The organism is Nocardiopsis prasina DSM 43845, from assembly GCF_000341265.1.
GTDB lineage: Bacteria > Actinomycetota > Actinomycetes > Streptosporangiales > Streptosporangiaceae > Nocardiopsis > Nocardiopsis prasina.
This window is the reverse complement of record NZ_ANAE01000140.1, coordinates 1-12552: the sequence shown is the minus strand read 5'-3', so window position 1 is coordinate 12552 and position 12552 is coordinate 1. Positions and strand designations below refer to the sequence as shown.

Here is a 12552-nt window from a genome sequence, read left to right as displayed (position 1 = left end):
GTTCACATCCCTCCGGTGAGGGTGACCCCACCGTCCAGCACGAGGGTGCGGCCGGTGACCCACGCGGCGTCCTCGGAGAGCAGGAAGGCGACCGCGCCCGCGACGTCCTCGGGCACGCCGAGGCGACCGAGCGGGTACTGGGCGGCGACCTTCTCCTCCCGTCCCTCGTACAGTGCCTCGGCGAAGCGGGTCTTGACCACGGCGGGGGCGACCCCGTTCACGCGGACGCCCGGGCCCAGTTCGACCGCGAGCTCCTCGGTGACGTGGGTGAGCATGGCCTTGGTGGCGCCGTAGAAGCCGATGCCGGGAGCGGGTTTGGTCCCGGCCACGGAGGAGACGTTGACGATGGCGCCGCCGTGCTCGGCGAACCACGCGCGGTGGGCCCTTTGGACCCAGGAGATCGCGGCGAGCACGTTGACCTCGAAGATCTTGCGGGCGGCGTCGAGGTCGAGGTCGACCATACGGCCGTAGACCGGGTTGATGCCGGTGTTGTTGACGAGTAGGTCCACGCTGCCGAAGGCGTCCAGGGTGGCGGCGATCGCGGTGTCCTGGTGTTCGGGGTCGTCGGCCCGGCCGGGGATCCCGATGGCGTGTTCGGGGCCGCCTAGGGCCTCGACGGCCTCCCTCAGGGGTTCGGGCCTGCGCGCGGTGACGCACACGCGAGCCCCCTCGGAGACGAGCCGCTGGGCGACGGCCAGGCCGATGCCGCGACTGGCACCGGTGATGATGGCGGTGCGCCCGCCGAACCGCGATGTCATGCGTACTCCCTAGACCGACTGGTCGGTATGTCACGGAGACTCTATGTCCGCGAGGGCGCGTGCCGCAAGGGGACCGCGGGCAGGCCAGGGGACAATGACTCGGACGCGGGCGCGGTCGCCCGCGTCGCGCACACAGGAGGTTCCACCATGGCCACCGAGGTCACCGACGTTCCCGAGCGCCGCCGCTACGAGGTCAGAGCCGACGGGGAGGTCGCCGGGTACGCGGAGTACATCCTCACCGACGAGCTGATCACCTTCACGCACACCGAGATCGACCCCGCCTTCGAGGGGCGGGGGCTGGGCAGCGTCCTCGTCCGCGAGGCGCTGGACGACGTGCGCACTCGCGAGCTCGCCGTGCTGCCGCTGTGCCCCTTCGTCAAGGGGTGGATCGAGCGCCACCGCGAGTACGCCGACCTCGTGTACCGGTGACGGGCCCGCACGGAAGGGAGCCGCGAGCGTGAGTACCGACTACGGGCGCGAGATCGCCTTCGGGGTCTTCCCCTCCCCGAACGCGGACCCGGACTCCCTGCGACGGACCTGGGAGGTGGTCGGGGCGGCCGAACGCGGCGGCCTCGACTTCGCGGGGTTCCAGGACCACCCCTACCAGCGCCGCCACCTCGACACCTGGAGCCTGATGGCCACGGCGCTGGCCCGCACCGAGCGGCTGCGGGTCTTCCCCGACGTCGCCAACCTGCCCCTGCGGCCGCCGGCGGTCATGGCCAAGAACGCCGCCAGCCTGGACGTGCTCTCCGGTGGCCGGTTCGAACTCGGCCTGGGCGCCGGGGCGTTCTGGGAGGCGATCGAGGCGATGGGCGGTGAGCGCCTGACTCCGCGCGAGGCCGCCGACTCCCTCCTGGAGGCGATGGAGGTGATCCGGCTGATGTGGTCCGACCAGCGGTCGGTCCGCTTCGAGGGGGAGCACCACCGGCTCGCCGGGGTCAAGCCGGGGCCCGCGCCCGTACACGACATGGGGATCTGGCTGGGAGTGGCCGGCCCCCGGCTGCTGGGAGCGGTGGGCCGCGGCGCGGACGGCTGGGTGGCCTCGCACGCCTATGTCGGACCGGACCGGTTGCCGCAGGCGCACGCCCGGATCGACGCGGGCGCCGCCGAGGCCGATCGGGACCCGGCGTCCGTGCGCCGCGTGTACAACCTGTGGGGCACCATCACCGGCCACGGCGTCCAGGGCGATCCGGGTGATCCGCTGCGCGGTCCGGTGGAGGCGTGGGTGGAGGCGATCACGGGGTTCGTGCTGGAGCACGGCATGGACACGTTCGTGCTGGGTCCGGCGGAGGACTCGGCCGCCCAGGTGGATCTCTTCGCCGCCGAAGTGGCTCCAGCGGTCCGCGAGACGGTGCGGGCGGCGCGGACCTGACGGGCCGGGGCGATTCCTCCGTTCCGGGGCACCGATCCGGAACGGAGGAAATCGGGCAATAGTGAATCTACTTCGTAAAGGTGGCGAGGTGGAGGATCCGCTCCCGGGGCGTCTTCCTTGATGCCTTCGGCGGTGCCAGCGGAGCCCTCTCCGTGCGAGCGGCCGTCTTTCCTACTGCTGCGCCCCGCTACGCGGACACCGCGGGCGTCCGTCGAGGGTGCTGGCGGGCGACGGGTGGAGGGAACGGTCCACCGAACAGCACATCTAGGCCGAGGGGTCGAGCGTCAGTTTGCCCACGGTCCCGCGGGACCGCAGGTCCTCGTGAGCGCGCCGGGCCTCGGAGAGGGGATAGATCGTCCCGAGCACCGGCCGGAGGGCTCCCTCCGAGACCAGGCCGAAGAGCTCCCTCATCGCCTGACCGACCACGTCGCCCGGCAGCAGGAAGGCGTGCGGCAGCCACATGCCCCCCACCGAGGCGGAGTGCCGCATCAGGTTGGGCAGCTTCACCGGGGAGGGCAGCTCGCGCGAGGCCATGCCGTAGAAACCCAGTCGGCCGAACGGAGCCAGCGCGTGCAGGCTCTCGTCGGTGATCCGGCCGCCCACCATGTCCAGGACGATGTCCACCCGCCTGCCCTCGTTGGCGTCGATCAGCGCGGTGGTCATGTCCGGAGCGGAGGAGTCCACGACGGCGTCCGCGCCCAGCTCCAGGGCGAGGTCGCGCTTGTCCCCGGTGCTCGCGACGGCGATCACCCGACCGGCGCCGAACCGCTTGGCCAGCTGCACGGCGAGGGTGCCCACGCCGCCGCCCGCGGCGTGCACCACGACCGACTCCCCGGGTTCGATCCGGGTGGTCCTGCGCAGCAGAACCCAGGCCGAGGCGCCCTGCACGATCAGGGCGAGTGCGGCCGCGTCGGTCACGTCGTCCGGGATGTCGTAGGCCAGGTTGGGGTCGGCCGCCGCTCGCTGCGCGTACCCCCCGCCCCCGTTGAGCAGGGACACGACCCGGCGGCCGTCCGCGGTGCGCCCGGCGACCTCGCTGCCGGGGACCATGGGCAGCGACGAGGGGGAGAGATAGCTGTTCTCGGCCTGGTGCGTGTCGGCGAAGTTCACCCCGCTGAGGGCGACGTCGACCAGGACCTGGCCGGGGCCCGGCTCCGGGTCCGGCAGCTCCGTGGGCACGAGGACCTCGGGTCCGCCGAACTCGGTGATCTGGATGGCGCGCATGGTGGGCCCTTCCTGATGGTGGAGCGGTGTCGGGCGCACATCATACCGACCAGGTGGTATGTACCGTGGGTGTACCCCTTCCATGGGCGTGTGGCGTCAGGAACGGAACAGGCCCCTCGCCCGCGGTCGGTCACCGGGACGAGGGGCCTGTGCGCGCGTGGCGGTCGCTACCTGCGACGAGAGGAACCGCCACTGGAGCGCCCGCCTCCGGAGCGGCCGCCGCTCGACCGGCTNCCCCGACCGCCCGCCACTGGACCGGCTGGACCGGCTGGACCGGCTGGAACCACTCCCCCCGGAGCTGCGGAAACCACCCGAGGCGCGGGCCGCCCCGCCCCGCGAGACGGAACTCCGGGACGAGGTGCCGCGCGACGCTGAGGCGCTCCGTGACGATGAGGACGAGGTCCCCCTTGAGGAGGTCCCCCGTGACGATGAGGTGCCGCGCGAGGAGGACGACCCGCGGGAGGAACTGCGCGAGGAACGGTTGATCCCCATGGGCAGGCTCCAGGAGGAGCCGCCGGAGCTCCCGGTCATCCCGTCCTTGGCGCGTGCGGCCGTCCTGTTCCCCGACACGTCCCGCTTGACCCTGGCGGCACGGGAGGTGCCTCCTCCGCCATGGGAACGTCCCTGGCGTTCGCGGCGGGAGGTGGAGCCGCTCGCCGGGGCCTCCGACCTCGAGGCGAACCCCGCCCCGCCCCTGCGCTCCACCCTCGGGGTCCTGGTGGCACGGGGCGCGGGGGCCTCGGAGCGGCTGGACAGCGGTCGGTAGCCGCGCCGGGAACCCCCGACGGACGCGCTGGGGGTCGCGCGGGACCGGCGGCGCACCGGCTGGAAGGTGTGGACCACCAGCGGGCGGCGCTGGCGCCGGGTGACCACGTAGCCGCGCCGGGGGTGGTGCCAGTGGTGGCGCGGCTGGTACCCGTACTCGGGGTAGCGGCGGAAGTCCGCGTAGTGCGAGTGATAGAACTCCGGTTCGCGCTCGTGCAGCAGCACGTCGATGGTGATCGCGGCGCCGATCACCAGGCGGCGCAGCGGCCAGGGCAGGTCGAAGGCGAACTCCAGCGCGTAGCGGTCCTCGGTGGTGAAGAACTGTCCGCCCAACCCGGGGTGCTCCTTGCCGATCCGGGCGATCTCGATCCCGGCGTGGTCGAGGACGGTGAAGTCCCAGCCCCTCCAGTCGCCCCGGATCTCGGCGACGGTGTGGCCCCGGGGGTCGTTGAGCCGGAACCGCGAGCCCAGGAAGGAGCGGTCCTGGACGATGCTGCCGTAGGGCTCGTTGTGCGGGCCGCTCACGTGGATGTAGGGGCGGCCGCGGTCCCAGGGCTTGTCCAGGGTCAGGAGGGGGTGGCCGTCGGGCGCGTAGATCGTGAACCGGTGCGGAAGCTGCGAGCTGCGCCGGTGGGAGTGCGACCACGCGGTCATGTGTTCGTTCACGTACGCGAGCGGCTGGCCGTGGTCGCTGAGGACCTCGTAGTGGCCCTCGGCGGCGAACAGGCGGCGGGGTTGTTCGACCAGCAACACGGGCGCGGTGAACAGGGGTGCGTGCATGTGGGGGCCTTTCCGGCGCCGTCGGCCCGTGGGCGACGTGGTCGGTTGGGTGCGAGGCGGTTGGGTCTGTGCAGCGGGGAAATTCGGGATAATCCAGCTGAAAACCTATCGTCGCTTCGACGACGTGGTGCCCTCGCGGGTTCCGCCTGTTCGCGTGGGTCTTGCGTGGACAAACCTAACGGTGTTAGGTGGTGGTACCGACCCCCTGGAGGCATCCGTGAACGCCGAGCACATCGTGGAGACCGCGAACGGACCGGTGCGCGGCACCTCCTCCCCCCGGTCCGAGGACGGACGGGTCACCGTGCACCGGGGCATCCCCTACGCCGCCGCGCCCTTCGGGGAACACCGCTTCACCGCCCCCGCGCCCGCTCCGGCCTGGGACGGGGTCCGCGACTGCACCCAGCCCGGTCCGCCCGCGCCGCAGAGCGCCAGCTTCATCGGTACCGAGCCCTGGGACGCGGGCACCTCCCTGGACTGCCTGGTCCTCAACGTCTGGTCGCCGACCACCGGGATCGGCCCCGCGGACGGCACGGCCCCGGTCATGGTGTGGATCCACGGCGGTGCCTACATCGTCGGCTCCGGTTCCGAGGCCACCTACGACGGCACCCGTCTGGCCGAGACCGGGATGGTCGTGGTCAGCGTCAACTACCGGTTGGGCTTCGAGGGCTTCGGTCACGTCCCCGGCCGCCCCGACAACCGGTGGCTCCTCGACCAGGTCGCCGCACTGCGCTGGGTCCGTGACAACATCGCCGCGTTCGGCGGGAACCCGGCCGACGTCACCATCGCGGGGGAGTCAGCCGGGGCCGGTTCGGTGGTCTGCCTGATGGCCTCACCCGAGGCGCGCGGGCTCTTCCACCGCGCCATCGCCCACAGCGTTCCCGGCGACATGATCACCGTGGACACCGCGCGCGAGGTCGCCCGGGGTGTGGCCGACATCGTCGGGGTGCCGCTGGAGGCCGGGGCCCTGGCCGGGGTACCGCCGGAGAAGCTGCTGGCGGCGACCGACACGATCCTCTCCGGCACCGGAAGGACCGGCAAGGGCGTGCGGACCAAGGCGTTCACCTGCTACGGGCCCGTGGTCGGCTGCCCCGAACTGCCCGAACCGCCGCTCGAAGCGATCGCTCGGGGCGTCGCGGCCGACGTGGCGCTCCTGGTGGGCCACAACACCGACGAGTTCACCCTCTTCACCGGCCTGGGCCAGAAGGTGGAGGTCGAGGACGAGTCGGCCCTCGCGGTCACCGCCGACAGCCTCGGTCTGGGGGAGGACGCGGTGGAGGTCTACCGCGCGGCCCACCCCGAGGCGTCCCTCGCCGAGCTGTACGTCGCGATGCGCGGTGACGCCATGTTCTGCGAGTACTCCACCCGTGTCGCCGAGGCGCAGGCGGCGGCGGGCGGCAGCGCCCACCTCTTCCGGTTCGCCGCGCGCAGCCGGGTCCTGGAGGGCACCCTGGGGGCCTGCCACGCCTTCGACCTGCCCTTCGCGTTCGGGAACATGGACTGCGAACTGGCCCGGTTCCTGTGCGACGGCCCCCCGGACGCCGCCCACCTCGCGCTGTCCGACAGGATGACGGCGGCCTGGAGCGCCTTCGTGTCCGGCGGCGACCCCGGGTGGGTTCCGGTCCGGCCGGGAACGACCACGGCCCGGGTGTGGGACCTGAAGGACTCACTGAGCGAGGGGGACCGCTCCCCGCTGCGCGCCCTGTGGTCCGGGGCGACCTTCGCACCGAGGTAGCTCCCGCATCCCCGTGGGCTCCGGTGGTCGATAGCATTCGATTACGGGGTTTGGTACTGGTGTGACGGGGGTCGATTCGTGGTGGAAGACGTTCCGGAGGCGTTGCTGGCGGCTCGTGACGACGTCGCGCGCTTCCTCCTCTCGTACAAGTTCGCCATCGACACCGTGATGGCGAAGGTCAACATCCTCAACGAGGAGTTCCGCTACACCCACGACCACAACCCGATCGAGCACGTGAGTTCCCGGCTCAAGACCCCGTCCAGCATCATGGAGAAGGCGCGGCGGCGCGGGGTGCCCTACGACCTCAACGAGATCCGCGGGTCCATCCTCGACATCGCCGGGATCCGCGTCACGTGCAGTTTCGTCTCGGACACCTACACGATCCGGGACATGCTGGCCGGGCACGAGGACATCCGGGTGATGGAGGAGCGCGACTACATCCGCTCACCCAAGCCGAACGGCTACCGGAGCCTGCACCTGTTGGTGGAGACGCCGGTGCGGATGTCGGACCGGACCGAGGACGTGCCGGTGGAGATCCAGATCCGCACCATCGCGATGGACTTCTGGGCCAGCTTGGAACACAAGATCTACTACAAGTACGGGAAGTCGGTTCCGGTCGGTCTGCTGGACGAGATCCGCGAGGCGGCCGAGACCGCCAACCAGCTGGACGTGACCATGGAGCGCCTGCACGGCGAGGTCCGGGAACAGGGGGACCGGGCCAGGGGGCCGCTGCCCGGCCCGGAGGAGCTGCGCAAGCTGCCCCTGGCCGACGAGCTGCTGCGGGCGCTGGCCCAACGGGTCAACTCCGAGCGCTCCGACTGACCGGCGGGTCGAAGGACCCGGCCAGTACGCGCGCGACACGTGCGGGTCGTCCACTGTCGGCCGCCAGGTGTCCGAGGCCCTCGGACTCCACCCGGCTGGCGCGCGGCAGAGCCCCCTCCAGGGCGTCCAAAGCCTCCCTTGGGTCGTCGGCGCTTCGGGGCCTTGACACGGATCCGCCGCGCGCCACGTGGATCGCGGTCACGTCCGAAGCAGGGGAAAGGGGGCCCCGACCGGCGGGAACCCCCTCACCACACCTCGCGCGCCCCCGTCGTGGGGGCGGCGCGCGTTACTTGCCCAGGCCCGCGCGGCGGAGGGCGTCGGCCATCGCGCTCGAGGGCGCCGGCGCGTTGTCCCGTCCTCCGTTGCCGCGGCCGCCGCCGTTGCCACGGCCGCCGTTGTTCTGACGACCGCCGCCACGGCGCTGCTCACCGCCGCGACCGCCCCCACGGGGCTGGCCGCCGCCCTCGCCGCCACGGTTGCCGCGCTCGCCGCGACCGCCGCCCTGACCGCCGGCGGCCGGGGCGTCGTCGTCCAGGCGCATCGTGAGCGAGATGCGCTTGCGCGGGATGTCGACCTCGCGCACCTTGACCTTGACGATGTCACCCGGCTTGACGACGTCGCGCGGGTCCTCCACGAACTTGTGCGACAGCGCCGACACGTGGACCAGTCCGTCCTGGTGCACGCCCACGTCCACGAAGGCGCCGAAGGCGGCCACGTTGGTGACCACTCCCTCCAGGATCATCCCCTGCTCCAGGTCGTCCAGCTTCTCCACGCCCTCCTTGAAGGTGGCGGTGGTGAAGGCGGGACGCGGGTCGCGGCCGGGCTTCTCCAGCTCGCTGAGGATGTCGGTGACGGTCGGCAGGCCGAAGGTGTCGTCGACGAAGTCCTCGGGACGGACACCCTTCAGGGCCTTCTTGTCACCGATCAGCGACGGCAGGTCGCTGCCGGTCCGGTCCAGGATGCGCCGCACCACCGGGTAGGCCTCGGGGTGCACCGCGGACGTGTCCAGCGGGTCGTCGCCGCCCGGCACGCGCAGGAAGCCCGCGCACTGCTCGAAGGCCTTGGGGCCCAGCCGGGGCACCGAGCGCAGGGCCTCGCGGCTCCGGAACGGGCCGTTGGCGTCACGGTGCGACACGATGTTGCGGGCCAGGGTCGAGGTCACACCCGAGACCCGGGTCAGCAGCGGGACGGAGGCGGTGTTGACGTCCACGCCCACGCCGTTCACGCAGTCCTCGACCACGGCGTCCAGCGAGCGCGACAGCTTCGCTTCCGCGAGGTCGTGCTGGTACTGGCCCACGCCGATGGACTTGGGATCGATCTTGACCAGCTCGGCCAGGGGGTCCTGGAGGCGCCGGGCGATCGAGGCGGCCCCACGCAGGGACACGTCCAGGTCCGGAAGCTCCTCGGAGGCGTAGGCCGAGGCCGAGTACACGGAGGCGCCCGCCTCCGACACCATCACCTTGGTGAGCTGGAGTTCGGGGTGGCGCTTGATGAGGTCGCCCGCCAGCTTGTCGGTCTCACGCGAGGCGGTGCCGTTGCCGATCGCGACCAGCTCGACGTCGTGGGCGGAGCACAGCTTGGCCAGGCGGTCGATCGAGCCGTCCCAGTCGCGACGCGGCACGTGCGGGAAGACGGTGTCGGTGGCCACGACCTTGCCCGTGGGGTCGGTGACGGCGACCTTCACGCCGGTGCGCAGGCCCGGGTCCAGGCCCAGGGTGGACCTGCTTCCGGCGGGCGCGGCCAGCAGGAGGTCGCGCAGGTTGGCGGCGAACACGTTGACGCCGTCGTCCTCGGCCTGCTGCCACAGGCGCATGCGCACGTCGATGTCGAGACGGACCAGGATCCGGGTGCGCCAGGCCCAGCGCACCGTGTCCTGGAGCCAGCGGTCGGCGGGGCGGCCCCGGTCCACGATCTCGAAGTGGGAGGCGATGGCGTTCTCGTAGGAGCTGCGGGGGACGGTGCCGTCCGCGCCCGTTTCGGGGGTCTCCTCCGGCTCCAGGTTGAGGGTGAGGACCTCCTCCTTCTCGCCCCGGTACATCGCCAGGACCCGGTGGGAGGGGAGCGCGGTGAGGGGCTCGGAGAAGTCGAAGTAGTCCGCGAACTTGGCCCCGGCCTCCTCCTTGCCCTCGCGGACCGTCGAACCCAGACGGCCCTTCTCCCACAGCCGTTCACGCAGCGTGCCGGTGAGGTCGGCGTCCTCGGCGAACCGCTCCACCAGGATCGAGCGGGCCCCGTCGAGGGCGGCCTTGACGTCGGTCACGCCCTTGTCGGCGTCGACGTAGGCGGCGGCGACCTCCTGCGGGTCCTGGTTCGGATCGCCGATCAGCCCCTCAGCGAGCGGTTCGAGACCGGCCTCGCGCGCGATCTGGGCCTTGGTGCGGCGCTTGGGCTTGTAGGGGAGGTAGATGTCCTCCAGACGGGCCTTGGAGTCGGCCTCGTTGATCCGGGCCTCCAGAGCGTCGTCCAACTTGCCCTGGGAACGGATCGACTCCAGGATCGCGCTCCGGCGTTCGGCCAGTTCACGCAGGTAGCGCAGCCGCTCCTCCAGGGCGCGCAGCTGGGCGTCGTCCAGCGCTCCGGTGGCCTCCTTGCGGTACCGGGCGATGAAGGGCACGGTCGACCCGGCGTCGAGCATGTCGACGGCGGCACTGACCTGGTGCGCGCCCACGCCGAGCTCCTCGGCGATGCGCTGGTCGATCGTGGGTGTCACAGGGGTCGTCACGAGTTAACGTCCACTCTCTGGCTGTTCGGTGCGCGGACATTCTCGCGGTGCGCGGGACCGTTGTCATCCCGGCGCGTCGCCGTCCGCACTCCCAGGTTCCCGCACGATCACCCCTGCCCGGACCCGGGGGCGTGGGGAGGCGGGTAGGGAAGCCGGGCGGGTTCGGGTGGTTCGGTGGGATTAGTGGTGAATCGGGTTTGTGAGGCGTGTGTGGAGGCGTGACTCAGGGGCCGGTGCCGTCGAGGTAGTCGGGGGCGTAGTACTCGTCCACGGGGAGCGGGCCCCGGTAGCCCTGGCACATGCACTGGCGGTAGGTGGAATTGGCCTGGCCGGTCCAGCGGCCGGGGATGACGACCTGGGTCTGGCAGCGCTTCGTCTCGTGGTCGTGGAAGACCAGGTTGTGGCCGCAGCCGCAGACCGGCTGGGGGGTGCGCTGCCCGCGGTCCGGGATCTGCGGGGTGCCCTGGTGCTGCTGGAGTTCGCGGCGGGCCTCGCGGCGAGCGGTGCGCCGCCCCGCCAGGAAACCGGCGGCCGCGATCGCCGCGCCGATGACCATGAAGAACGGCTCCATGAGCTGACACCCTCCTCGGTTCCGGGGTCCCGTCCCGCCACGGGGTTGCGCCCATTGTCGCCCATGGGTGCGCTTTTCAGGGGGTGGGGTGCCCCGGTAGGTCGAACCCGTACGCCGAAAGTTTTCCAAAGAAAGCTCTGCAAAGTTCTTTTTGCAAAGAAGTCTTTGGAGTACGGTTCAGGCATGTACGAGGAAGAGCAGCCGGAAGCGACGGAACCGGATCACGCGTCCATGGAGGTGGGGGCCGAGGCCCTGCGCGGACTGGCCCACCCCCTGCGGGCCCGCATCCTTGACGAACTCACCCTCGAGGGGGCCGCGACCGCGACCATCCTGGCCGAACGACTGGGCGAGAGCAGCGGCTCCACCAGCTACCACCTGCGCCAACTCTCGCGGTACGGGTTCGTCGAAGCCGACCCCGGCCACAGCGGGCGCCGCGACCGCTGGTGGCGCATCCGCCCCGGCGGCTGGCGCATGAGCGGCCTCGACCACCTGCGCAACCCGGCCACCCGCGAGGCGGCCGAGATCGTCCTGGACCGCTACTACGGCGGCCGACGCGAACGGCTCGACCAGTGGCGGAACCGGGTCAGGACACAGCCGGACGACCCGGTGGTGCGGCGCTGGCAGACGGCCATGCAGGACTCCCTGTCCCACGCGCGGATGACCCCGGAGGAGACCGAGGAGTTCGCCGGAGCGCTCCAGGAGTTCGTCCGGTCCTGGACCCGCCGCTTCGAGGGCCGCACCGCCCGGAGCCACCCCGACACCGAGTCTGTGGAACTGCACACCGACCTGTTCCCCCACCTCGGCGGGGCGCCCGACGCGGACGACGGGAAGCCCCCGGCACGGAGCGGCGAGGACGACGGCCCCACGTCTCGCTGACCAGGCGAAGCCGTGACGCCACCTGAACCCACCCCCCCACTCAGGAGCCCCATGACCACCGCACCTCCCACCACGCGCCCACCCCGATCCGAACGCCTCGGCGCGGACTTCCACCGCTTCTGGGGCGCCGGGGTGTTCACCAACCTGGCGGACGGCATGCTCGTCGTGGCGCTGCCGCTGATCGCGGTCTCCCTCACCCAGGATCCGCTCCTCGTCGCGGGCCTCACCGCCGTGCGTTTCCTGCCCTGGCTGCTGTTGGCCCCGCTGTCGGGCGTACTCATCGACCGGGTGCACCGCGTGCGGGCCATGGTCGTGTCCAACACGGTCGCCACCCTGGTCATGGCCGGTCTCATCCTGGCCGTGGTCACCGGGAGCCTGTCCGTGTGGCTGCTGTACGCCGCGATGTTCGCGCTGATCTGCTGTGAGACCGTGACCGACCCGGCGAGCCGGATCGCCGTGGTCCAGCTGGTCCCGGCCCGGTTGCTGGACCGGGCCAACAGCCGGGTGGAGGGGGGCCGACTGGTCGCCCAGGAATGCCTCGGCCGCCCGGTCGCCGGGTTCCTGTTCGCAGCCGGTGCCGTCGCGCCCCTGGTGGGGATCGCGGGATCCTACGCGCTGTGCGTGGTGCTGCTGTGCGCCGTGCCGCTGGTGTGGCGCCGCGCCGTTCCCAGCGAAGGGGAGCCCGCGCGGACCGAGGGCTTCCTGCGCTCCACCGGTGAGGGGTTCCGGCAGGTTCTCGGCGATCCGATCCTGCGCGGCAACATGCTCTGCAACGCCGGGATGATGGTCGGCGCGAACATGGGCGGCGCGGTGCTGGTGCTCCACGCGCAGGACGGCCTCGGGGTTCCCGCAGTGTTCTTCGGGGCCTTCATGACCTCCTCCGCGATCGGGGGAGTCCTCGCCAGTCTGACGGCCGACCGGGTGATCACC

Annotated in this window: 11 protein-coding genes; 6 read left to right on the top strand and 5 right to left on the bottom strand. The window is 71.7% G+C overall.

Going from position 1 to position 12552, the window contains the following annotated elements; translation table 11 throughout:
* Positions 1–2: 2 nt before the first annotated feature.
* Positions 3–758: an SDR family oxidoreductase gene (locus D452_RS0115345; protein WP_017545036.1), complete on the bottom strand. Its 756-nt coding sequence runs from the start codon at positions 756–758 to the stop codon at positions 3–5.
* A gap of 147 nt (positions 759–905) precedes the next feature.
* Between D452_RS0115345 and D452_RS0115340 the strand changes: the two genes are divergently transcribed.
* Entirely contained in the window at positions 906–1187 is a 282-nt protein-coding gene (locus D452_RS0115340; protein ID WP_017545035.1) for a GNAT family N-acetyltransferase, read from the top strand.
* A gap of 28 nt (positions 1188–1215) precedes the next feature.
* Positions 1216–2130: an LLM class flavin-dependent oxidoreductase gene (locus D452_RS0115335; protein WP_017545034.1), complete on the top strand. Its 915-nt coding sequence runs from the start codon at positions 1216–1218 to the stop codon at positions 2128–2130.
* Positions 2131–2394: 264 nt separating this feature from the next.
* Here D452_RS0115335 and D452_RS0115330 read toward each other — a convergent pair whose 3' ends face one another.
* Positions 2395–3354, bottom strand: a complete 960-nt coding sequence (locus tag D452_RS0115330; RefSeq protein ID WP_017545033.1) for a quinone oxidoreductase family protein — start codon at positions 3352–3354, stop codon at positions 2395–2397.
* 96 nt (positions 3355–3450) lie between these two features.
* Positions 3451–4773: an LURP-one-related/scramblase family protein gene (locus D452_RS28370; RefSeq protein ID WP_449289520.1), complete on the bottom strand. Its 1323-nt coding sequence runs from the start codon at positions 4771–4773 to the stop codon at positions 3451–3453.
* 343 nt (positions 4774–5116) lie between these two features.
* Here D452_RS28370 and D452_RS0115320 point away from each other — a divergent pair, with 343 nt between their 5' ends.
* Together D452_RS0115320 and D452_RS0115315 are read left to right on the top strand one after the other, a co-directional pair.
* Positions 5117–6631, top strand: coding sequence for a carboxylesterase/lipase family protein (locus D452_RS0115320; RefSeq protein ID WP_017545031.1), 1515 nt, complete (start codon positions 5117–5119; stop codon positions 6629–6631).
* A 78-nt stretch (positions 6632–6709) separates the two neighbouring features.
* Positions 6710–7453 (top strand): GTP pyrophosphokinase, encoded by a 744-nt coding sequence (locus tag D452_RS0115315; protein WP_026129341.1) that lies wholly within the window; start codon positions 6710–6712, stop codon positions 7451–7453.
* A 286-nt stretch (positions 7454–7739) separates the two neighbouring features.
* Here the strand turns inward: D452_RS0115315 and D452_RS0115310 are convergent, their stop codons facing one another.
* Both D452_RS0115310 and D452_RS0115305 read right to left on the bottom strand, forming a co-directional pair.
* Positions 7740–10175: a Tex family protein gene (locus D452_RS0115310; RefSeq protein ID WP_040693923.1), complete on the bottom strand. Its 2436-nt coding sequence runs from the start codon at positions 10173–10175 to the stop codon at positions 7740–7742.
* 223 nt (positions 10176–10398) lie between these two features.
* On the bottom strand, positions 10399–10746 hold the full coding sequence (locus D452_RS0115305; RefSeq protein WP_017545028.1) for a hypothetical protein: 348 nt from the start codon (positions 10744–10746) through the stop codon (positions 10399–10401).
* A gap of 183 nt (positions 10747–10929) precedes the next feature.
* On the opposite strand from D452_RS0115305, the gene D452_RS0115300 reads away from it, so the two are divergent.
* Positions 10930–11622 carry an ArsR/SmtB family transcription factor gene (locus D452_RS0115300; RefSeq protein ID WP_017545027.1) on the top strand — a complete coding sequence of 231 codons (693 nt, stop codon included), beginning with the start codon at positions 10930–10932 and terminating at the stop codon, positions 11620–11622.
* 51 nt (positions 11623–11673) lie between these two features.
* Positions 11674–12552, top strand: an 879-nt coding sequence (locus tag D452_RS0115295) for an MFS transporter (protein WP_017545026.1), incomplete at its 3' end; no start/stop codon positions are given.

Excerpts from the sequence above, each read along its gene's own strand:
- D452_RS0115330 (WP_017545033.1), bottom strand. The coding sequence starts at position 3,354 with ATGCGCGCCATCCAGATCACCGAGTTCGGCGGACCCGAGGTCCTCGTG.
- D452_RS0115305 (WP_017545028.1), bottom strand. The coding sequence starts at position 10,746 with ATGGAGCCGTTCTTCATGGTCATCGGCGCGGCGATCGCGGCCGCCGGT.
- D452_RS0115340 (WP_017545035.1), top strand. The coding sequence starts at position 906 with ATGGCCACCGAGGTCACCGACGTTCCCGAGCGCCGCCGCTACGAGGTC.
- D452_RS0115300 (WP_017545027.1), top strand. The coding sequence starts at position 10,930 with ATGTACGAGGAAGAGCAGCCGGAAGCGACGGAACCGGATCACGCGTCC.
- D452_RS0115345 (WP_017545036.1), bottom strand. The coding sequence starts at position 758 with ATGACATCGCGGTTCGGCGGGCGCACCGCCATCATCACCGGTGCCAGT.